The sequence below is a fragment of the Serratia sp. CY82433 genome, assembly GCF_052166535.1.
Classification (GTDB): domain Bacteria; phylum Pseudomonadota; class Gammaproteobacteria; order Enterobacterales; family Enterobacteriaceae; genus Serratia; species Serratia sarumanii.
The window spans coordinates 636,012-657,027 of the sequence record NZ_JBJNOR010000001.1; the positions used below are offsets into that span (position 1 = coordinate 636,012).

General features: G+C 58.0%; 17 protein-coding genes. 10 read left to right on the forward strand and 7 right to left on the reverse strand.

Annotated elements, in window-relative coordinates; all coding sequences use genetic code 11:
* Position 1: 1 nt before the first annotated feature.
* The 3 genes from ACJ8PI_RS03225 to ACJ8PI_RS03235 all read left to right on the forward strand — a co-directional run bounded on the left by ACJ8PI_RS03225 (position 2) and on the right by ACJ8PI_RS03235 (position 1,664).
* The gene (locus ACJ8PI_RS03225) at positions 2 to 778 is read left to right on the forward strand and encodes a molybdopterin-dependent oxidoreductase (protein ID WP_060429773.1); all 777 of its coding nucleotides are present in this window, start codon (positions 2 to 4) and stop codon (positions 776 to 778) included.
* A gap of 59 nt (positions 779 to 837) precedes the next feature.
* Positions 838 to 1,128 (forward strand): pentapeptide MXKDX repeat protein, encoded by a 291-nt coding sequence (locus tag ACJ8PI_RS03230; RefSeq protein WP_033637682.1) that lies wholly within the window; start codon positions 838 to 840, stop codon positions 1,126 to 1,128.
* Positions 1,129 to 1,193: 65 nt separating this feature from the next.
* Complete coding sequence (locus tag ACJ8PI_RS03235) at positions 1,194 to 1,664, forward strand: YkgB family protein (RefSeq protein ID WP_033637683.1); 471 nt, start codon at positions 1,194 to 1,196, stop codon at positions 1,662 to 1,664.
* Between the two features lie 44 nt (positions 1,665 to 1,708).
* Here ACJ8PI_RS03235 and ACJ8PI_RS03240 read toward each other — a convergent pair whose 3' ends face one another.
* Entirely contained in the window at positions 1,709 to 3,748 is a 2,040-nt protein-coding gene (locus ACJ8PI_RS03240) for a choline transporter (protein WP_033653535.1), read from the reverse strand.
* A gap of 399 nt (positions 3,749 to 4,147) precedes the next feature.
* Here ACJ8PI_RS03240 and betI point away from each other — a divergent pair, with 399 nt between their 5' ends.
* From betI to betA, 3 genes are all read left to right on the forward strand, one after another.
* Complete coding sequence (gene betI / locus ACJ8PI_RS03245) at positions 4,148 to 4,750, forward strand: transcriptional regulator BetI (RefSeq protein ID WP_004939107.1); 603 nt, start codon at positions 4,148 to 4,150, stop codon at positions 4,748 to 4,750.
* Between the two features lie 14 nt (positions 4,751 to 4,764).
* A complete protein-coding gene (gene betB / locus ACJ8PI_RS03250) occupies positions 4,765 to 6,237 on the forward strand; it encodes a betaine-aldehyde dehydrogenase (RefSeq protein WP_033646830.1) in 1,473 nt (490 codons plus the stop codon).
* 137 nt (positions 6,238 to 6,374) lie between these two features.
* Positions 6,375 to 8,042 carry a choline dehydrogenase gene (gene betA / locus ACJ8PI_RS03255; RefSeq protein WP_033646828.1) on the forward strand — a complete coding sequence of 556 codons (1,668 nt, stop codon included), beginning with the start codon at positions 6,375 to 6,377 and terminating at the stop codon, positions 8,040 to 8,042.
* Between the two features lie 109 nt (positions 8,043 to 8,151).
* Here betA and ACJ8PI_RS03260 read toward each other — a convergent pair whose 3' ends face one another.
* The 3 genes from ACJ8PI_RS03260 to ACJ8PI_RS03270 form a co-directional block, all read right to left on the reverse strand.
* Positions 8,152 to 9,777, reverse strand: a complete 1,626-nt coding sequence (locus ACJ8PI_RS03260) for an FMN-binding glutamate synthase family protein (RefSeq protein ID WP_164134065.1) — start codon at positions 9,775 to 9,777, stop codon at positions 8,152 to 8,154.
* Between the two features lie 186 nt (positions 9,778 to 9,963).
* On the reverse strand, positions 9,964 to 10,554 hold the full coding sequence (locus ACJ8PI_RS03265) for a LuxR family transcriptional regulator (protein ID WP_004939094.1): 591 nt from the start codon (positions 10,552 to 10,554) through the stop codon (positions 9,964 to 9,966).
* Between the two features lie 21 nt (positions 10,555 to 10,575).
* A complete protein-coding gene (locus ACJ8PI_RS03270) occupies positions 10,576 to 11,292 on the reverse strand; it encodes an EAL domain-containing protein (protein ID WP_033637688.1) in 717 nt (238 codons plus the stop codon).
* A gap of 512 nt (positions 11,293 to 11,804) precedes the next feature.
* On the opposite strand from ACJ8PI_RS03270, the gene ACJ8PI_RS03275 reads away from it, so the two are divergent.
* From ACJ8PI_RS03275 to ACJ8PI_RS03290, 4 genes are all read left to right on the forward strand, one after another.
* Entirely contained in the window at positions 11,805 to 12,332 is a 528-nt protein-coding gene (locus ACJ8PI_RS03275) for a fimbrial protein (protein ID WP_004939088.1), read from the forward strand.
* A 66-nt stretch (positions 12,333 to 12,398) separates the two neighbouring features.
* Complete coding sequence (locus ACJ8PI_RS03280) at positions 12,399 to 13,082, forward strand: fimbrial biogenesis chaperone (RefSeq protein ID WP_004939085.1); 684 nt, start codon at positions 12,399 to 12,401, stop codon at positions 13,080 to 13,082.
* Between the two features lie 26 nt (positions 13,083 to 13,108).
* Positions 13,109 to 15,724 carry a fimbria/pilus outer membrane usher protein gene (locus tag ACJ8PI_RS03285; RefSeq protein WP_033637689.1) on the forward strand — a complete coding sequence of 872 codons (2,616 nt, stop codon included), beginning with the start codon at positions 13,109 to 13,111 and terminating at the stop codon, positions 15,722 to 15,724.
* An 11-nt stretch (positions 15,725 to 15,735) separates the two neighbouring features.
* Complete coding sequence (locus tag ACJ8PI_RS03290) at positions 15,736 to 16,776, forward strand: fimbrial protein (RefSeq protein WP_033637691.1); 1,041 nt, start codon at positions 15,736 to 15,738, stop codon at positions 16,774 to 16,776.
* A gap of 73 nt (positions 16,777 to 16,849) precedes the next feature.
* Here the strand turns inward: ACJ8PI_RS03290 and ACJ8PI_RS03295 are convergent, their stop codons facing one another.
* The 3 genes from ACJ8PI_RS03295 to phoA form a co-directional block, all read right to left on the reverse strand.
* Entirely contained in the window at positions 16,850 to 17,308 is a 459-nt protein-coding gene (locus tag ACJ8PI_RS03295; RefSeq protein WP_033646824.1) for a helix-turn-helix domain-containing protein, read from the reverse strand.
* 205 nt (positions 17,309 to 17,513) lie between these two features.
* A complete protein-coding gene (locus ACJ8PI_RS03300) occupies positions 17,514 to 19,094 on the reverse strand; it encodes a malate:quinone oxidoreductase (protein ID WP_033637693.1) in 1,581 nt (526 codons plus the stop codon).
* Positions 19,095 to 19,555: 461 nt separating this feature from the next.
* Positions 19,556 to 20,983, reverse strand: a complete 1,428-nt coding sequence (gene phoA, locus ACJ8PI_RS03305) for an alkaline phosphatase (protein WP_033646822.1) — start codon at positions 20,981 to 20,983, stop codon at positions 19,556 to 19,558.
* Positions 20,984 to 21,016: the final 33 nt, after the last annotated feature.

Consider the following 21,016-nt stretch of genomic DNA (forward strand, 5'->3'; position numbering starts at 1 on the left):
GATGGAAAAGGATAAACAGATCATGACGATCGGTGAAGGGCAGGCGATCGTCAAAGAAGCGCAGCGGCTGTTGAGCGCGTCATCCCGCCGCCGCTTTCTGCGCAATGGCCTGACGCTGGGCGGCATCGCCATGCTCACCGGCTGCGATCTCAGCGACAACGCCAACGTCGAACAGGCGCTGAGCCGCATGTCGCGCTTCAACGATCGGGTGCAGGGCTGGCTATTCGACGGCGAGCGCCTGGCGCCGGTCTACCCGGAATCGATGATCACCCGGCCGTTCCCGTTCAACGCTTTCTACGCCGAGGAGGACGCGCCGGACATCAACGGCGACGACTACCGGCTGGAGGTGGCCGGACTGGTGCAGGACAAACGCGACTGGAGCCTGCCGCAGCTGCACCGGATGGCGCAGGTCAGCCAGGTGACGCGCCATATCTGTGTCGAGGGCTGGAGCGCCATCGGCAAGTGGGGCGGCGTGCCGTTCGCGACCTTCCTCAAGGCGATTGGCGCGGATCTGAGCGCCCGCTACGTCAGCTTCAAATGCGCCGACGACTACTACACCAGCATCGACATGGCCACCGCGCTGCATCCGCAGACGATTATCGCGCTGACTTATGACGGCCAGATCTTGCCGCGCAAGTACGGCTACCCGATGAAGCTGCGCATGCCGACCAAGCTGGGCTACAAGAATCCGAAACACATTCAGGTGGTCGAGGTCACCAACCGCTTCCCGGGCGGTTACTGGGAAGACCAGGGCTACAACTGGTTTGGCGGCAGCTGAGGCGGCCGCCGGCCATTCTCCGGCACTCCGGTGCCTTTGACATGACGGAAGGAAATACCATGAAAAAGTTATTCGCAATGATGATGTGCAGCGCGCTGATGCTGGGCGTAGCCGGCGCCAACGCCGCTGATGGCATGAGCAAAGACGCGATGAAAAAGGACGGCATGAGCCAGATGTCGCACGACGGCATGGCGAAAGATGGGATGAAGAAAGAGTGCATGGGCAAGGACTGCATGAAGAAAGACAAGATGGGCAAAGACGCCATGAAAAAGGATGGCATGGCGAAAGACGGTATGGCCAAAGACGGCATGAAGAAAGACGAAATGAAGAAGGACGCGATGGGGCACTAAGCCGCCGCATTCCGCGGCCGCCAGCGGGCGATCCGCGGCGGCCGTGGGCAACATAAGGAGAGAGGATGATGCTGGCGACATGGCTGCGGCGCTTTCAGCGCTCGAACGGGGACGTTATCTTTATGCGCGCGGCGCTGGTGGTGATCTTCGCCGCCTTCGGCTACGCCAAATGGTTTGATTACGAGGCGCAGGGGCTGGTGCCGCTGATCGGCAACAGCCCGCTGCTGAGCTGGATGCATCAGGCGTTCGGCATCCGCGGCGCCAGCTATGCGCTGGGCGTCGCCGAGTGGAGCTTCGGTTTGCTGCTGCTGGCGGGATTCTGGTCGCGGCGGCTGGGGTTGCTGGGGGCGATCGGTTCGACGGTGACCTACCTGACCACGCTGACGCTGATCTTTTCCACGCCGGGTGCCTGGGAGCCTTCCGCCGGCGGTTTTCCGGCCATGGCCGGCGCCACCAGCTTTTTGATCAAGGATCTGGTGTTGCTGGCCGGTTCCCTGGTGCTGCTGAAAGCCGATTTGCCGGCCGAGCAGGCATAAAAAAGGGCGTAGCCTGGCTACGCCCTCTGGTTATTGATCGACCGTCACATATCCGGGAAGGTCAGGGTGCCCCCCGGCGCTTCGCGATGAATGTGCAGGAAGTTCAGGTGCTTCTCGTACTGGTCGAGGATATCGCCAATCACCTGTTCCTTGCTGTAGTCCATCAGGTCGTTGCCCTGGGTGCCTTCCATCAGGAAGGTTTCCAGCCGGTAGTAGTGCGATTTACCGGAGCGGGCGCGGTAGGTGAAGCCCGGCACCGAGTAGCGCATCGGCCAGATCTGATAGATGAAGTTCTGTTCCTCGCCCAGGTGCACCAGCAGCTCCAGGTGGTTCAGGCGTTCATCTTCGGTCGGCGGCACTTCGCTGAACTCCACTTTCGCACCGCGCAGCTCCAGCTCGCGCGCCACGTCCTGCATTGCCGGGCGGCAGACTTTATCCAACATTTTCTGCGTGTACTGGGTGCCCGGGTAGTTCATCACCCGCGACAGGCGCTGTTTCCAGTTGAGCACGTCGTGGCTGGAGACCGGCACCGGCGCCAGGGTGCTGAGCGCGCTGGCCTTGCGGTAGTCTTCCACCCGCAGCGATTTATACAGCCCGGCCATCACGAAGAAGATCACGAAGCTGAACGGCAGTCCCATGATCACCGTGGTTTTCTGCAGCGCCGGCACGCCGTCGGTCATCAGCATGCCGATGGTCAGCAGGCCGATGGCCACCGACCAGAAAATCCGCAGCCAGTTTGGCGCATCATTATTGATGTCGGCCAGGCGCGAGGTGAAGTTGCCCAGCACCAGCGAGCCGGAGTCCGCCGAGGTGACGTAGAACAGCAGGCCGGTGATGGTGGCCACCGAGGCGCTGAAGGTGAAGCCGGGGTATTGCGCCAGCAGGCTGTAGAAGCCGCGCTCCGGGAACTGCATCACTTCCTGCGCAAACTCGGCGTTGCCGTGAATGATCTGGTACAGCGCGCTGTTGCCGAAGATTGACAGCCACAGCAGGGTGAACACGAACGGAATGATCAGCGTGCCGACCACGAACTGGCGAATGGTGCGCCCGCGCGAGATGCGCGCCAGGAACAGGCCGACGAACGGCGACCACGCCACCCACCAGGCCCAGAAGAACAGCGTCCAGTTGTTCATCCACTCCACCGGCCGATCGAAGGCGAAGCTGTTGAGCGTCATGCCCATAAAGCGGTTGATGTAATCGCCGACGTTGAGCACCAGCGCATTGAGCAGGAACTCGGTGTCGCCGAAGAACAGCACGAACAGGATCAGGCCCAGCGCCAGCAGCACGTTCAGCTCGGACAGGATGCGGATGCCCTTGTTGACGCCCGAGGTGACCGAGATGGTGGCCATGATCACCGACAGCAGGATCAGCGAGCCCTGCACCGTCAGGTTTTCCGGGATCTCGAACAGCACCTTGAGGCCGTAGTTGAGCTGCACCACGCCGATGCCCAGCGTGGTGGCGATGCCGAAGATGGTGCCGAGCACCGCGGCGATGTCCACGCTGTGGCCGATCGGGCCATTGATACGCTTACCGAAGATCGGGTACAGCGCCGAGCGGATGGTCAGCGGCAGATTGTAGCGATAGCTGAAGTAGCCGAGGGCGATGCCCATCAGCGCATACATCGACCAGCCGGTCAGGCCGTAGTGGAACAGCGTCCAGACCATCGCCTGGCGCGCGGCCTCCAGCGTTTGCGCGTCGCCTTCCGGCGGCATCATGTACTGGGTCACCGGCTCAGCGACCGAGAAGAACATCAGGTCGATGCCGATGCCGGCGGCGAACAGCATCGCCGCCCAGCTCATCAGGCTGAACTCCGGCTTGGACTGCTCCGGCCCGAGCTTGATCGAACCGAAGCGCGAAGCGGCGATAAACACCACGAACACGATGTACAGCGTCGCCGCCAGCAGGTAGTACCAACCGAAGGTGGTCGACACCCAATTCAGCGTGCGGGTGATCCACTGCCCGGAGAAGTCGGTGAAAAAGATGGTCATCAGCGAGAAGGCCAGGATCAGCCCCGCCGAGGTGAAGAAAACCACAGGGTTGAGGCGGTCCTGCTGCGGTTTGGAGGAGGTTTCGCGTGTTGTCATCGTCATCCTCTGAACTGAGTAAAATCGTGCCGCTCCGCATTTCGGGGCGCGTTGGCGCCGCCGGAAAACGGGCGAATGAAGGCGGCGACCACCCCATCAGGAGGGCCTGAGTAACGCCGCTTTCGCCTGTTAACGAAGCGCCGGCGCGCTTCGCGGCGGGAACCGCTTACAGCCACTGATTTTGGTCAGATTCGTTAATTACCTCACAAAAATCAGCCAGTTCCACAACCAGATAGTACAAATTTTTAACCAGGCGGCAATAAAATATATGCAATTTTTATTGAACGTTCAATCAAAAAAAAGTTTAATAGTCCCCATGATGACCTGAATCACGGGCGAAACGGCAGTGAAATTTGCCCGCTGAGATAAGGCCGAAGTCGGTTTTGTGAGAGTCGAAATATGCCAAAGGTAGGAATGCAGCCAATCAGAAGGCAGCAGTTGATTGATGCCACGCTCGCCGCGGTAAACGAAGTGGGAATGCATGACGCCACCATCGCGCAGATCGCGCGGCGGGCCGGCGTTTCCAACGGCATCATCAGCCATTATTTCAAGGACAAGAACGGCCTGCTGGAAGCCACGATGCGCTATCTGATCAGCCATCTGGGTGAGGCGGTGAAGCTGCGTTTGCAGGCGCTGACCGATAACAGCCCGGCGGCGCGGCTGCAGGCGATCGTCGCCGGCAACTTCGACGACAGCCAGATCAACAGCGCGGCGATGAAGACCTGGCTGGCCTTTTGGGCCAGCAGTCTGCACCAACCGCAGCTCAACCGGCTGCAGCAGGTGAACGGCCGCCGGCTCTATTCCAACCTGTGCGCCGAGTTTCGCCGCGTCATGCCGCAGCCGCAGGCGCGGTTGGCGGCCAAGGGGCTGGCGGCGTTGATCGACGGACTGTGGCTGCGCAGCGCGCTGCGCGGCTCGGCGTTCAATCAGGCGCAGGCGCTGGCGCTCACGACCGAATACATCACGTTCCAACTCCGGGGGCAGACGCCGCCCGGAGGATAACTCAAGGAGATCCTATGTCCCGTTTTGGCTTGCAGAAGCTCTATATTCATGGCGCCTATGTAGACAGCACCGCTGGAAAAACCTTCAACGCCATTAACCCGGCGAACGGCGAAGTTCTGGCGGAAGTCCAGGCCGCCGGCGCTGAAGACGTCGATCGTGCAGTGGCCAGCGCGGCCAGCGGGCAGAAGGTGTGGGCGGCGATGACGGCGATGGCGCGTTCGCGCATCCTGCGCCGCGCGGTGGATATTCTGCGCGAGCGCAACGATGAGCTGGCGGCGCTGGAAACGCTGGATACCGGCAAAGCGATGTCGGAAACCACCGCGGTGGACATCGTCACCGGCGCCGACGTGCTGGAGTATTACGCCGGTCTGATCCCGGCCATTGAAGGCGAACAGATCCCGCTGCGCGATACCTCGTTCGTCTATACCCGCCGCGAACCGCTGGGCGTGGTGGCCGGCATCGGCGCCTGGAACTACCCGATTCAAATCGCGCTGTGGAAGTCCGCGCCGGCGTTGGCGGCGGGCAACGCGATGATCTTCAAACCGAGCGAAGTCACCTCGTTGACGGCGCTGAAGCTGGCGGAAATTTACACCGAAGCCGGCCTGCCGGACGGCGTATTCAACGTGGTGACTGGCAGCGGCGCGGAAGTGGGGCAGTACCTGACTGACCATCCGGGCATCGCCAAAGTCTCTTTCACCGGCGGGGTGAAAACCGGCAAGAAGGTGATGGCCAACGCGTCGGGGTCGACGCTGAAAGAAGTCACCATGGAGCTGGGCGGCAAGTCGCCGCTGATTATCTTCGACGACGCCGATCTGGATCGCGCCGCCGATATCGCCATGATGGCCAACTTCTACAGCTCCGGCCAAGTGTGCACCAACGGCACCCGCGTCTTCGTGCCGGCGGCGCTGCAGGCGCAGTTTGAGGCGAAAATCCTCGAGCGCGTGAAGCGCATTCGCCTCGGCGATCCGACCGACCCGCAGACCAACTTCGGGCCGCTGGTCAGCTTCGCGCACATGGAATCGGTGCTGCGCTTTATCGAAAGCGGCAAGAACAGCGGCGCGCGCCTGCTGTGCGGCGGCGAACGCGTCACCCACGGCGAATTCGGCAAGGGCGCTTACGTGGCGCCGACGGTATTCAGCGACTGCCGCGACGACATGGAAATCGTGCGCGAGGAGATCTTCGGGCCGGTGATGAGCATTCTCAGCTACCAGAGCGAAGAGGAAGTGGTGCGCCGCGCCAACGATACCACCTTCGGCCTGGCCGCGGGCGTGGTGACCAACGATCTGGCGCGCGCGCACCGCGTGATCCACCAGCTGGAAGCCGGCATTTGCTGGATCAACACCTGGGGCGAGTCGGCGGCGGAAATGCCTGTCGGCGGCTACAAGCAGTCCGGCGTTGGCCGCGAGAACGGCCTGACTACGCTGGAACACTACACCCAGATCAAATCGGTGCAGGTTGAGCTGGGCGAATACGCCTCGGTATTCTGATCTTCCCGCCGTCTTTCGAGCCGCAGCCGCGTTGGCTGCGGCCGACAATCTCTAGAGAGCCAAAATACACCGCCTGTTGCCGAGTCGCGCTTCGCGTCTTTGCCTGACCAGGCCTCTATAAAGTAAGGAGATAATGAATGGAATTTGACTACATCATTATCGGTGCCGGTTCCGCCGGCAACGTGTTAGCCACCCGATTGACCGAGGACGCCGACGTCAGCGTCCTGCTGCTGGAAGCCGGCGGCCCGGATTACCGGATGGATTTCCGTACCCAGATGCCGGCCGCGCTGGCGTTTCCGCTGCAGGGCCGCCGCTATAACTGGGCGTATGAGACCGATCCTGAGCCGCACATGAACAATCGCCGGATGGAATGCGGCCGCGGCAAAGGGCTGGGCGGTTCGTCCCTGATCAACGGCATGTGTTACATTCGCGGCAACGCGATGGACTTCGATAACTGGGCCAAGGCGCCGGGTCTGGAAGACTGGACCTATCTGGACTGCCTGCCGTATTTCCGCAAGGCGGAAACCCGCGATATCGGCCCGAACGACTATCACGGCGGCGAGGGCCCGGTGAGCGTCACCACGCCGAAAGCCGGTAACAACGAACTGTTCCACGCCATGGTGGAAGCCGGCGTGCAGGCGGGCTACCCGCGCACCGACGATCTGAACGGTTACCAACAAGAAGGCTTCGGCCCGATGGATCGCACCGTGACGCCGAAAGGGCGCCGCGCCAGCACCGCCCGCGGCTATCTGGATCAGGCGCGTTCGCGGCCGAACCTGAAGATCGTCACCCATGCGCTGACCGACCACATTGTGTTCGACGGCAAGCGTGCGGTGGGCGTCAACTATTTGCAGGGCGACAGCAATCAGCTGACCCACGCCAAAGCGCGGCGCGAAGTGCTGCTGTGCGCCGGCGCCATCGCCTCGCCGCAGATCCTGCAGCGTTCGGGCGTCGGCCCGGCGGCGCTGCTGAACAGCCTGGATATCAAGGTGGTGCACGATCTGCCGGGCGTCGGGGAAAACCTGCAGGATCACCTGGAGATGTACCTGCAGTACGCCTGTAAGAAACCGGTGTCGCTGTACCCGGCGCTGCAATGGTTCAACCAGCCGAAGATCGGCGCGGAATGGCTGTTCAACGGTACCGGCGTTGGCGCCAGCAACCAGTTCGAGGCCGGCGGCTTCATCCGCAGCCGCGCAGAATTCGCCTGGCCGAACATTCAGTATCACTTCCTGCCGGTGGCGATTAACTACAACGGCAGCAACGCGGTGAAAGAGCACGGCTTCCAGGCGCACGTCGGCTCGATGCGTTCGCCGAGCCGTGGCCGGGTGCAGGTGAAGTCGAAAGATCCGCGCCAGCACCCGAGCATTCTGTTCAACTACATGTCGACCGAACAGGACTGGCAGGAGTTCCGCGACGCTATTCGCATCACGCGCGAGATCATGGCGCAGCCGGCTTTGGACGAATACCGTGGCCGCGAGATAAGCCCGGGGCCGGAGGTGCAGACCGACGAGCAGCTGGACGCCTTCGTGCGCGAGCACGCCGAAACCGCCTTCCACCCGTCCTGCTCGTGCAAGATGGGCGAGGATGAGATGGCGGTGGTCGATGGGCAGGGCCGGGTGCACGGCATGGAAGGATTGCGGGTGGTGGATGCGTCGATCATGCCGCTGATCATTACCGGCAACCTGAACGCCACCACCATCATGATCGCCGAGAAGTTAGCCGATCGCATTCGCCAGCGCGCGCCGCTGCCGCGCAGTACCGCCGACTATTACGTCGCCGGCGATGCGCCGGTGCGCAAACAGTAACCGATACGCCCTCTCGCCGTTGAGGGGGAGGGCCGCCGTAGCAAGCAACCCCTCTCCATATGCTCTTCCCCAAGGCGAGGGGGCAACTCTCTTTTTATTCCTTATCCCATCATGCCGCCGGCAGCGAGATCGCCTGATCGAAACTGGTGGGCGTCGCCATGCGCCACATGCGGGCGTAGAACTCGCTTTTGATATCCGGCTGCAGCAGCGCGCCCGGCTCCAGGTAGTAATAGATATCGGCGTACACCTTGATCTCGGTCGGCGTGATGCGGCGCAGCATATGGTGCGAGGTCAGCTGCTCCGGGCGGCTGACGCCGGCCGCCGCCAGCATGTCCGCCAGCGCTTTCACCGTATTTTGATGGAAGTGGTAGACGCGTTCCGCCTTGTTCGGCACCACCAGCGCCTTTTGCCGCAGCGGATCTTGCGTCGCTACGCCGGTCGGGCAGTGGTTGGTGTGGCAGCTTTGCGACTGGATGCAGCCGACGGCGAACATAAAGCCGCGCGCCGAGTTCACCCAATCGGCGCCGAGCACCAGCACGCTGGCGATGTCGAACGCGCTGATGATCTTGCCGCTGGCGCCTATCTTGATCTGGTCGCGCAGGCCGCAGCCTACCAGCGTGTTATGCACGAACAGCAGCCCTTCGCGCAGCGGCATGCCCATATAGTTGGAAAGCTCAAGCGGCGCGGCGCCGGTGCCGCCTTCCTTGCCGTCCACCACGATGAAATCCGGCAGGATGCGGGTGTGCAGCATCGCCTTGACGATGGCGACGAACTCCCACGGGTGGCCGATGCACAGCTTGAAACCGACCGGTTTGCCGCCTGACAGCTCGCGCAGCTGTTGGATGAAATGCATCATTTCCAGCGGGGTGGTGAAGGCGCTGTGCGACGCCGGCGAGATGCAATCGACGCCTTCCGGCACGCCGCGGGTGGCGGCGATTTCCGCATCCACCTTTTTCGCCGGCAGAATGCCGCCGTGGCCGGGTTTGGCGCCCTGGCTGAGCTTGATTTCAATCATTTTCACCTGCGGGCTTTGCGCCTGTTCGGCAAAGCGCCGTGGATCGAAATGGCCGTCGGCGGTGCGGCAGCCGAAATAGCCGCTGCCCAGCTCCCACACCAGACCGCCGTTGTTTTCCCGGTGATAGCGGCTGATGCTGCCCTCGCCGGTGTCGTGGTAGAAATTGCCCTTGGCCGCGCCGAGGTTGAGCGCGCGAATGGCGTTGGCGGAGAGCGCGCCGAAGCTCATGGCAGAAATGTTGAAGATCGACGCGGAGTAGGGCTGGCGGCAGTCGGCGCCGCCGATGGTGATGCGGAAACTGGTCGGATCGGCGGCTTCCACCGGCCGCATGGAGTGGCCGATGCACTCATAGCCGGTTTGGTAGACGTCCAGCAGGGTGCCGAACGGTTTGTCGCCCATCTCGTTTTTCGCCCGGCGATACACCAGCGTGCGCTGGGTGCGCGAAAACGGGATCTCTTCATTATCCTGCTCGAGGAAATACTGGCGCAGTTCCGGGCGGATGAACTCGAAGAAGAAGCGCATGCGGCCGATGATCGGGTAGTTGCGGCAGATGGCGTGGCGCTGCTGGGTGAGATCGTAAATACCCAACACCATCAGGCAACCGCAGGCCAGGGCCGGCAGCCAGAACCACGGATAGTTGTGCATCATGATCAAGAAAGCCAGGGTGAGCAAGATGCTCAGCACAAAGCAGGTATAGCGGCTGAATAAGGACGACTTCATAACATCTCCTGATGTTTATTTTAATCCACACGACATGACTCACGGATAATCCGTGTGCGAATCGTAGCCAACAGGAGGAGATGTTGTGTGTCTGTTGCTGCTTTGTCGCCGGTTGTTACATTAATTTAACTTGGCGGCAGGGGAGACGGGTTGCCGCGCGGCGTACCGCGCAACAAGCCAGGATGTTTATTTGCCGGCGACGAAGATGGTGCTCATGCTGCGCAGCCGCAGCTTTTTCATCGCGCTGTATTTTTGCGAGAAGATGGTTTTCGGGTGCGTGCCGCGCTTTTCCGCAATGTGCAGCAGGCTGTCGCCGCGCAGCAGATTGAAGATCACGTCGCTTTCCGCCGGGCTGAGCTCGCGGGTTTTCTGCACTCTGATGCCGCCCGGTTCTTTGCTTTCCAACAGCCGCTGGATTTTTTCCTGCAGCGAATAAAGCGGAATGCGGGTAGAGACCAACTCAACGGAAATTCCCAGGATCGACAGCAGTTTCACCACGCGCTCGTCGTCGTAGAACACCAACAGGCGCGTTTTGCTGTTGTACTGCTGGTGCAGGGACACCAGGCTTTCGATCACGTTAACGCTCTGCTCCAGGTTTTGCGAGGTGAAAATCAGCGCGATATCGTGCTTGGTGATCTTCTCTGCTTTGGCGCCGCCGTGCATGAAATCGGAAAACAGGCGGATATCGTACGCGCCGTAGTGTTTCTTCAGCAGCACCGACAGGCCAACATAGCTGTACTTACACTCACTAATCACAAGAACGTTGTTTTTAGACATAGGGCAAACACCAATACCGAGTTAAAAGTATTCAGCTGTAAGAAGCGAGTTCAAATCCTTGATGCTGGATTCCTTCCACAGCTTTCCCTGCAGTGCGTAATATGGCATTTCATCCAGCCATTTCTTGTGTTCGGGAGTTTCAACTCCTTCGATAATTACCTTGTAATGATTAAGGTAAAAGAAGCGCAGTAATGCGCGCATCAAGCCCTCGCCGCCGGACTTTTTCATGAAGTCCCAGAGCAGAAAACGGTCGAGCTTAACGAAGCGGAACTGGCTGTTGTACAACGCGGAAAAACCCGCATAGCCAGAACCAAAATCATCGAGCCAAAATGAATAACTATTCAATGACGGATCGCCGTGCACGCGATCTTTCACCAGCCGGGTTGAATTCTCGCTGATCTCGAAATGAATACAGCGCATGGCATTAATTCTTTCGGCAAAGTGAGTATTCGCCAGCGATTGCAGAGAATAATCGTCAACATTCAAAGTGGCTATCACTTGGTTTTCATGAAACCAGTGTTTGTATTTATCGATCAGATTGATCTGATCCATCAAAATCTCAATCCGGGTGGCGCTATCGGCGTGGCGAAAGAACTGTTCAGGAGAAAAATGAGCGTATTCGCTATTAAACGTAAAGCGAGACAGACATTCAACGGCCAGCAATTGTCCCGATTTCGCGAACATTGGCTGAAAAACATAATTAATGCCGTTATTTTTCTCTCTGAAAGAACCGCTCATTTCCCAATCCTTGGATTGATATTTAACTTGTTGATTTTAAATGATTAAAAAGAAAGTTACTCCAGGTTTATTGGTAAATTTCTTATTTAAAGCGCCAGAATGGCCGAAGCGTGTCGACAGACCATTTAACGCGTAATTCGTGCCAAAGTCCAAATGTCGCAATCTGTTACTAAATGTAAATATTCGGGATAATATTCTGATTTTCAGGCCTTAATGCAAAATCTTGAACTCTGCAGCTTTCCCAAACACAGATTATTCCTATTCATATGAATCGTCAACATCGATCGATAGGTATTCGCCGATAGTTTATTCCTATCAATAGGGGCCTTATGAATGTTTTAAACGATTTAACATTAAGAATATGCTTAGTCTATATTTCGTCCGGCAATGAGTTCATCGAGGCAACGCTCCTTTTCAGCAAGGGAGTGCTATCGCTGAGTGTATGCTCAGTGGCGGCAATATATATAAGCCCGCCACTGAATCGATTATTTTATTGTTCTATGGAGCTGGAAATGAAAAAAGTATTATTGCCTTTGGCTGCCCTGGTATTGTCTGCAACTGCTTCCAACGCAATGGCAGCAAACGGCAACGTTAAATTCACCGGTGAAATTGTACAGTCCACCTGTAAAGTTGTTGATAAAGACCAGAATAAAGAAGTTTACCTGGGTAAATATCCTACTACCGCTTTCCCAACTGCCGGTTCTACCAGCGGTGCTAAAGCTTTCGATATCAGCCTGGAGAAATGTGAAGCGGGTAACTACACCCTGCGTTTCGACGGTAACACTCCAGCCGGCCACCCAGAGCTGTTGGCTGTAACTGGCGGCGCGACTGGCGTTGGCGTTGAAATTCTGGACAACAACGGCTCTACTCTGCCTATCTCTCAGGAAGTGGCTACCCCAGCTACCGTTACTGTTGCCGCTGATGGCGATAACCCAGGCGCTGCGACTTTCAACCTGCGCGCTCGTTACAAATCCTTCCAGGATCTGGTAACTGCCGGTCAGGCAAACTCTAACGCTACCTTCACCATCGAATACAAATAATTCGCTGGCAGGATAGATAGAGTTATTGGCCATGGATGGCTAAATTTTGAGAGTTGAGACATTCCGATGAAAAAAATTCTGACTGGTATTTTATTCGCATTCTCTGTTAATGCCTTCGCCGGCATCCAGGTTGATGCGACGCGTGTCATCTATAACAGTGCAAGTAAATCCGCATCGCTCTCAATCAGCAATGACAGCGACGATACCTACATGGTGCAAACCTGGCTGGATACTGGCGATGCAAGCCAGATGCCCAAGAATTTGCCGATCGTGGTGACGCCACCCATTTTGAAGCTGGCTGCCAAGAAAGACGCCATTTTGCGTTTTATCTATTCCGGCAGCGGTTTGCCGCAGGACAGAGAATCTCTGCTCTGGGTCAACGTACAGGAAATTCCGCCAACGCCTAAGCAAGATAACGTGCTGCAGGTGGCGATCCGTACCCGTATCAAACTGTTCTACCGCCCGGATTCGTTGAAAACCAACCTGCAACAGCAGGCGGAAGCGCTGAAGTGGAAGCGCCAGGGCGGCAATTTGGTCGTGACTAACGATGGCCCGTTGTTCGTCACTCTCGGCGTGTTGAACCTGAAGAGCGGCGGCAAGAGCTGGAAAGTGAACGCCGACATGGTCAAGCCACACGACAGCCTGCGCATCTCTTTGCCTCAGGGCGCGCAATCAGCCAACAACATGTCGTTTACCTATATCAACGACTATGGCGGTCACACCGAGATTAAAAACGTCGCACTGAATTGATTGAAGCACTTCAAGGAATGAAAGAAATGGCACACAAAAGAATAACAACCCTCGCGCCAAAACGTTTGGTTAAGCTGATTAATGGTGTAATTTATTTTTCTGCCGTGCCATTTTCATTCTCGCATATGGCCATGGCGGAGGAGCAGTTCAACACCTCCTTCATCCATGGTGATGACAATATTGCTCAGGTGGCGGCGCTGGCCAGCGGAGACGATATTTTGCCGGGTAAATACCCGTTTGATATCTATCTCAACGGACAGCGTGTCGATCACCGCGAGATAGAGTTCAAGAAAGAATCCAAAGACTCCCCGGTAGCGCCGTGCCTGACGGCTGTGGACTACCAGGATTACGGCGTAAAGCTGCCCGGCGATCTGACCACCGCCGGTGCCGAGCAATGCTACGCATTGCCGCAACAGATCTCCGGTGCCAAGCTGAGCTATGACGCTGCCGTACAGCGTATGGATCTGGAAGTGCCGCAGGTGTTTCTGATCCCGCGCCCGCAAGGCGCCATTTCGCCGAAAGTTTACGATCGCGGCATCAACGCCGGCTTTGTAAACTATAACTTTAGCGGCACCCATAACCGCTACGGCAACAACCAGAACGACAAGACTTCTGACTATTACTTCCTGAGCCTTAACAATGGCCTCAATATTGGCGATTGGCGCCTGCGCAACAACTCGACGCTGAACCAGCAGTCGGGTGCCGGCACGCACTGGAAGAACATTTCCAGCTGGGCGGAAACGGATATCGTTTCTCTGCGCAGCCGTCTGGTGATCGGCCAGACCAACACCAACAACAACGTTTTCGACAGCATCCAGTTCCGCGGTGTGCAGATGTCCAGCGCCGACGACATGCTGCCGGAAAGCCAGCGCGGCTATGCGCCGGTGGTGCGCGGCGTGGCGACGACCAACGCGCGCGTTGAGGTGCGTCAGAACGGCTATACCATTTACAGCACCAACGTTCCGCCAGGGCCGTTTGCGCTGACGGACATTTTCCCAAGCACCCTGAGCGGTAACCTGGACGTGACGGTCATCGAAGCCAACGGCTCGAGAACCTCTTTCGTTGTGCCATTCTCCTCGGTGCCGAACATGCTGCGCGAAGGGATTTGGAACTATCAGCTGACCGCCGGTAAATACCACGACGGCACCAGCCGCTATCAGCCTAAATTTGTGCAGGGCACCTTGTCGCACGGCATGGCGTATGACATCACGCCTTACGGCGGCGTGCTGGTGGCGGAAAACTATCGTTCAGCGGTCGTGGGCCTCGGTAAAAACCTGGGGAACTGGGGGGCCGTCTCCTTTGATATGTCCTATTCCGACACCAACCTGGTGAACGGCGATGACAAACAAGGGGAGAGTTTCCGCTTCCTGTATTCCAAGTCGCTCAACGACTGGGGGACGGAATTCCGCATTGCCGGTTACCGTTACTCGACCTCCGGATATTATGATTTCTCCGATGCGGTTGCCGAGCGCGAACGTTATGAGAACGGTTATTACCGTAACGATTACTACGATCAAAACGATCGCAACCTGGGCGTGCCGGACTGGGCGGAATCTCGCCGTCGCAGCTATTATACCAGCCGTTTCAACAACAAACGCCAGCGCGTTGAGCTGTCTGTCAACCAGCGCATCGCCGGTAATTCTACGCTGTACGCCAACCTCAGCAACCAGTCTTACTGGGGCGGATCCGGTGAAGATCGCACCGTACAAACCGGTTTCAACAGCAGCTATAAAAATATCAGCTATGGCGTCTTTTATCAGGACAGCCGCAGCAACTACGGCTATAAAGACCGCAGCGTCAACCTGACCGTGTCGATTCCGTTCAGCTTCTTCAGCAAGGATTCGTCGGACATGACCGCCAGCTTCAACGCCGGTCACAGCAAGCAGAGCGGCAATACCTACAGCGCCGGCCTGAGTGGCACCGCGCTGGATGACAACCGCTTGAACTATGCGGTGCAAAGCGGTCATGATCGTTATTCGGGCCAAACCAGCTCGGCCAACGTCGGTTATCAGGGCAGCATGGGGACCATCAATGCCGGTTATAGCTACAGCAAAGATTATCAGCAGTCTTCGTTGGGCGTGGCGGGCGGCATCGTCGCACACTCCGGCGGCGTGACGCTGACCCAACCGCTGCAGAATACGTTTGTGCTGGTGGAAGCGAAAGACGCCAAGGGCGTTCGTATCGAAAACCAACCGGGTGTCGCCATCGACCGCTTCGGTTACGCGGTGATGACCTCTGCATCGCCATACCGCCATAACCGCGTGGCGCTGCGCACCGAAGATATCGGCAACGGCCTGGATATCCCGATGGCGGCGAGAGACGTGGTGCCGACTTACGGCGCAATTACCCGCGTGAAGTTTGAAACGCACACGGGCCAAAGCCTGTTGGTACACAGCAAAATGGCCGACGGCAGCGTACCGCCGATTGGCGCCAACGTCTTCAGTGCGGACGGCAAGAACAACGGTACTGTCGGTACCAACGGCGATATTTATATTTCAGGGGCTTCCGCAGGGGATCGCCTGCTGGTGAAATGGGGCAACGACGCGGGCGAAAGCTGCTCACTGGTGGTGCCGGAATTGAAAGCGGCGACCGAACAGCTGATGGGTTATCAGGAACTTTCGCTGACCTGCGGAAAACCGTAAAAGGAAAGGATATGTCTTCTTTATTAAAGCATAAGAATCTCGGGTTGGCGGCTGGGCTGCTGGTCACGCTGGGCACGTTTTCGCAGAGCAGCTATGCGTTGTCCTGTAAGCAGAACGGCAGCATTCGCCAGGACATCGTGCTGGATAAAGCCATCAAGGTATCGACCGCCAATACCGCGCCGGGCGCATTGCTGTGGCGTTCGCAGACCTTTACCTCGACTTTCCAATGTACGGATGACTGGAACAACCCGAAAGGGGAAAATGCCTACCTGTACTGGGATCCTCAGTCCCGGATGAGTCAGATCCATAACTCGATCGAAGTGGGTGTCACTTATCAGGGGATTGATGTCAAACCAACGAAAGGCGCACGTCAGGATGTGGGGCCAGGAACGGAATGCCGCCGTTCAGGCAGCCGTTGTCTGTCTCCGGCCAGATCGCTGACGGTAACCGTGTCTTACGCTATCTATATTAAAGCAACCGGCAAGGCGCCTCCGGCTGGCGGCAAGATTAACGACAACAACTCGTACTCGGTATTTCAGGTTGATGGCGTCGGCGGCTTGAACGGCACGCCGAACAGCAACTTTAACGCCTATATTTCCGGGCTGGGCAACATTCAGTTTATTTCCTGCAACCCGAAAATCACCGTGGTGGCCAACAACGGTTCGACGGTTAATTTTGGCACTATCCCGCGTCAGAATGCGGTAGTGGGCAAAATCGAGAAACAGGTGCCGTTCTCGGTTGCCGCCAATATGTCCGATCCGACGACCGGGCAGGACTGCCAGGGGGAGACGTTGCAGGCCAGCTTCAGCAGTACTTATCCGCTGCAGGATAACAGCGTGATCCTGCCGACCAGCGACAGCGGCTTCGGTATTTTGATCTCGCAGGCGGCGACGCCGAATACGCCGATCATGATGAACAGCCCGGTCGATCTGGGCCTGGTTAACGGCACCATCGTTGAAAAGAACTTCATGGCCAGCCTGAAATGGTTGAGCACCAACCCGAAAGTGGGGCCGTTCAGCGCATCGGCGAATATTGACGTCACCTTCAAATAATCCGGTGTCGCTTCAATTAAAAAGGGTTCAGTTCGCGAGAACTGAACCCTTTTTACGTGTTATGCCGCGTTTATCAGCGCAGCCCCATCCAGGTGGTGCAAACGCCTTCCGGCGGTTTGCCTGCATACCAACGAGGCAGCGTGGGGGCATCGTGGCGTGGCTCGGCCTCCACTTCCACCGGCTGCGCCGGCCATTCCGCCACGTCCCAGCGGGTGGTGCGGCGATACACCGCCGGGGTTTTGCCGAACTGTTTCTTGAAGGCGCGTGAGAACGAAGGCTGAGAATCGAAATGGTATTGCAGGGCGATATCCAGGATCGGACGCGGGGTGGAGCGCAGCGCCTGCGCCGCCTGCGACAGGCGCCGCTCGCGGATATAGCTGCCGAGCGCGTGGCCGGTGGTGCTGCGGAACATGCGCTGCAGGTGCCATTTGGAGTAGCCCGACTTGGCGGCGACGTTATCCAGCAGCAGCGGCTGGTCCAGATGAGTTTCAATCCAGTCTAGTAAATCGTGAATGATATTGACGCGATCCATGGTTTTAGTTCTCCCGCAAAAACGACATTCAGGTCACAGTGACTTAGCTTAATTATCCAAGAATATACTTTGATAATAGGCGCGAGTGCGCCGTTACGCAAGGGTAAACCGGGGGGAAAAGGTGACCAAAAATGCTCTTTGAATCGCAGGGGGATAAAAGAAAGGCCGCATAAAGCGGCCTTTCCAGCAGGAAACGAGTGGAAAATCAGTTGGTTTCCGGTTTCACTTCAATGTAGTTCAGACCCAGCACGCTGCTGGTGTAGCCGCGGATCTTGTTGGTCATCTCGATATCGCCGTTCAGCTTGTGGCCGTAAGACGGGATGATCTCTTTCAGTTTGCTCTGCCATTCCGGCGTCGCCACTTTGTCTTTGAACACGGTTTCCATCAGGTGCAGCATGATTGGCGCAGCGGTGGAAGCACCCGGTGACGCGCCCAGCAGAGCGGCGATGCTGCCGTCTTCAGAGCTGACGACTTCGGTGCCGAACTGCAGCACGCCGCCTTTATCCGCGTCTTTCTTGATGATCTGCACGCGCTGGCCTGCGGTCCACAGCTTCCAGTCTTCCTGCTTGGCGTCCGGGAAGTACTCTTTCAGCGCGGCGAAGCGATCGTCGTCGTTCATCATCAGCTGGCCGACCAGGTATTTCACCAGATCGAAGTTATCCAGACCGACGTGGGTCATCGGCATCAGGTTCGAGGTGCTCAGCGAGTGCAGCAGATCGAACAGCGAACCGTTCTTCAGGAACTTGCTGGAGAAGGTGGCGAATGGCCCGAACAGCAGTACGCGCTTGCCGTCCAGCATGCGGGTATCCAGGTGCGGCACGGACATCGGCGGCGAACCTACGCTGGCCAGGCCATACACTTTGGCCAGGTGCTGGTTGGCGATCGCCGGGTTGGTGGTGACCAGGAACTGGCCGCCGACCGGGAAGCCGCCATAGCCGTCGGCTTCAGGGATGCCGGATTTCTGCAGCAGGGTCAGGGAGGCGCCGCCTGCGCCGATGAACACGAACTTGGCGTTAACGGTGGTTTCTTTACCGTCGCGGTTCAGATCGGCAACGGTCACGCTCCAGGTCTGATCGGCGTTGCGCTTGATGTCGCGCACTTCGTGGCTCAGGTTCAGCTTGAACTTGTCGCTGGTGCTCAGCGCGTCAACCAGCTGATGGGTGATCACGCCGAAGTTGACGTCGGTACCCAGCGGCATGCGGGTCGCGGCGATTTTCTGCGCCGGATCGCGGCCGTTCATCACCAGCGGCGCCCACTGTTTGATTTGCGCAGGATCTTCGGAGTATTCCATGCCGCGGAACAGGGTGCTGTGCTGCAGCGCCGCGTAGCGTTTACGCAGGAAGTTGACGTTGTCGTCACCCCACACGAAGCTCATGTGCGGCACGCTGTTAATGAAGGATTTCGGATCTTTCAGGACATTGTTTTTCACCTGATAAGACCAGAACTGGCGAGAGATTTCGAAAGACTCGTTGACCTTCACCGCCTTGCTGATGTCGATGGTGCCATCGGCTTTTTCCGGCGTGTAGTTCATTTCGCTGAAGGCGGAGTGGCCGGTGCCGGCGTTGTTCCAGCCGTTGGAGCTCTCTTCCGCCACGCCGTTCATGCGCTCGTACATGTCGATGGTCCAGGTCGGCTCCAGCTCATGCAGATAGGTGCCCAAGGTGGCGCTCATGATGCCGCCGCCGATCAACACCACGTCGACGGTTTTATTCTTCTCTTCAGCCGCTGCCTGCTGCGTAACGCTAAACAGGCTGAGACTGAAAATCAGGACGAGTAATTTTCTCATTGAATTAAATCTCTTGTGTGTAAATTCTACTCATTGCAGGTGAAAGAATTTAGCGGGAGTTACCCTGGAAAATAGTGAAGCCGACCGCCCGGCGTGAGCCGATAGGCAGCGATAATGCCTTTTTGTTAATAGGGTTTTTAACGAAAAGTGAACTATTGCAGGCCGTCCGGATGCAAATTGATCGGTTCACGTTACTGGCGGGGTATTATTGTTTGCGAGAATGTTAAAAACTACTTTTGTAACTAAAAAAAATGAATATAAGCAAAAATAGGCCGGTTGTTGTCGCAGGAATAAACAGAGAGGGGAGTAAGGCCATATAACCGCGTTATTTTCAGGGGTTAATTGTCGCGTAATTAAACGTTATTTCGTTATCACACAATAATTGCGGTTAAATTGCAAATACGCATCGGTAACCAATAATAAACGGCCGCCGTTGCGGGCGGCCAGGATTCATAAGGCGGTTACTTGATGCCCATCGCATCGCGCATGGTGAAGAACAGATCGGTCTGATCGGTCAACCCCACCACGTTGGCGGCGTGCGGGCCGTAGGCCGCGACGCGCAGCTGGGTGCCGGTGTGCCCCTGCGATTCCTCTTCCGAGTTGCCGTAGCTGAGGGTCATCGGCGCGCCGTCTTTGGTGGTCAGTGTCTGGGTCAGGCCCGGCGCTTTGGCGTCGGCGGCGACGATCTGGCTGGAGTGCGCGTGGTCGGCGGTGACGATCACCAGCGTGTTGCCGTCGGCGCGGGCGAAGGCCAGCGCTTTTTGCACCGCCTCGTCCAGATCGACGGTCTCACCAATCTGCCCGCACGGGTTGGCGGCGTGATCCTGCTTATCGATCGACGCGCCCTCTACCTGCAGGAAAAAGCCGTTCGGGTTGTCTTTCAGCAGCGCGATCGCTTTTTCGGTCATCGCCGCCAGCGTTGGCGTGGCCGCGGTGCGCGCCGGGTTGTTTTCGCAAGTTACCGCCGGCTTGTCGAGGTTGCCGTGATAGCTGGCTTTCGGCCCCAGCCAGCGCACCGGCATGTTGCCGTCGGCGAACAGGCCCAGCAGCGGTTTTTGCTGATTGGCCAGGGTAACGGCCTGCAGTTCATCCGCGTTGCTCACCCACTGATAACCTTGCGCCGCCGCTTGATCTTTCAGCGATTTTCCTTGCCATTCGCCGCTTTTCGCCAGTTGGTTGAAGGATTTCGCGCCGCCGCCCAGCGTGACGTCGGCACGGGTTTTCAGCAACTGCTCGGTGATGGAACCGCGGCCGCCGTTTTCCAGCGCGTTAGCGGCGCATTTCTCGCTGGTTTCCTCCGGGCCGTAGCATTTGCGCGAGGTAACGTGCGACACCAGCGCCGCCGGTGTGGCGTCCTGCAGTTCGGCGGTGGAGACGTTGCCGGTGGCCTTGCCGGCCGCCTTGGCGATCTCCAGCAGCGTCGGCTGGTCTTTGCCGTTCACGTCCACGCCGAGCGCGCCGTTATAGGTTTTCACCCCGGTGGCCCAGGCGGTGGCGGAAGCGGCGGAGTCGGTCACGTAATCCGGTTTGTGGGTTTTCTTGTCCAGCGAGTAGTGGGTGTATTGCCCGGTCAGCGGCAGGGCGTCGATGCCCTTGAAGTAACCGCCTGCGCCCTCGGCATAGTTACGCGCGGCGGTGATCTCGGAATCCCCCATGCCGTCGCCAATCAGCAGGATCACGTTTTTCACCGTTTTGTCCGACAGCGACGCCTTCAGCGCGGCGGTCTGATCGCCGGCCAGACGACGGGCGCCGCCCGGTTCGGTGAGGGTGCCGCGCGCGGCGCGTTCGGTCAGGCCATCGGCATTGGCCGAGGTTTCCGCCGCGATGGCGGAGGAACAGAGCAGGGCGGACAGCACGGCGCCGGCGATCAGGGATACAGCAGGTTGCATGGGGCAAGCTCCTTGTCGTAATACAACAATGTA

Bases quoted from the DNA above. Each gene is read 5' to 3' on its own strand.
- ACJ8PI_RS03295 (WP_033646824.1), bottom strand. From the start codon at position 17,308: ATGGATCGCGTCAATATCATTCACGATTTACTAGACTGGATTGAAACT.
- ACJ8PI_RS03270 (WP_033637688.1), bottom strand. From the start codon at position 11,292: ATGAGCGGTTCTTTCAGAGAGAAAAATAACGGCATTAATTATGTTTTT.
- ACJ8PI_RS03225 (WP_060429773.1), top strand. From the start codon at position 2: ATGGAAAAGGATAAACAGATCATGACGATCGGTGAAGGGCAGGCGATC.
- ACJ8PI_RS03275 (WP_004939088.1), top strand. From the start codon at position 11,805: ATGAAAAAAGTATTATTGCCTTTGGCTGCCCTGGTATTGTCTGCAACT.
- ACJ8PI_RS03235 (WP_033637683.1), top strand. From the start codon at position 1,194: ATGATGCTGGCGACATGGCTGCGGCGCTTTCAGCGCTCGAACGGGGAC.
- ACJ8PI_RS03285 (WP_033637689.1), top strand. From the start codon at position 13,109: ATGGCACACAAAAGAATAACAACCCTCGCGCCAAAACGTTTGGTTAAG.
- phoA (WP_033646822.1), bottom strand. From the start codon at position 20,983: ATGCAACCTGCTGTATCCCTGATCGCCGGCGCCGTGCTGTCCGCCCTG.
- ACJ8PI_RS03280 (WP_004939085.1), top strand. From the start codon at position 12,399: ATGAAAAAAATTCTGACTGGTATTTTATTCGCATTCTCTGTTAATGCC.
- ACJ8PI_RS03230 (WP_033637682.1), top strand. From the start codon at position 838: ATGAAAAAGTTATTCGCAATGATGATGTGCAGCGCGCTGATGCTGGGC.
- ACJ8PI_RS03240 (WP_033653535.1), bottom strand. From the start codon at position 3,748: ATGACAACACGCGAAACCTCCTCCAAACCGCAGCAGGACCGCCTCAAC.
- betI (WP_004939107.1), top strand. From the start codon at position 4,148: ATGCCAAAGGTAGGAATGCAGCCAATCAGAAGGCAGCAGTTGATTGAT.
- betA (WP_033646828.1), top strand. From the start codon at position 6,375: ATGGAATTTGACTACATCATTATCGGTGCCGGTTCCGCCGGCAACGTG.
- ACJ8PI_RS03300 (WP_033637693.1), bottom strand. From the start codon at position 19,094: ATGAGAAAATTACTCGTCCTGATTTTCAGTCTCAGCCTGTTTAGCGTT.
- ACJ8PI_RS03265 (WP_004939094.1), bottom strand. From the start codon at position 10,554: ATGTCTAAAAACAACGTTCTTGTGATTAGTGAGTGTAAGTACAGCTAT.
- ACJ8PI_RS03260 (WP_164134065.1), bottom strand. From the start codon at position 9,777: ATGAAGTCGTCCTTATTCAGCCGCTATACCTGCTTTGTGCTGAGCATC.
- ACJ8PI_RS03290 (WP_033637691.1), top strand. From the start codon at position 15,736: ATGTCTTCTTTATTAAAGCATAAGAATCTCGGGTTGGCGGCTGGGCTG.
- betB (WP_033646830.1), top strand. From the start codon at position 4,765: ATGTCCCGTTTTGGCTTGCAGAAGCTCTATATTCATGGCGCCTATGTA.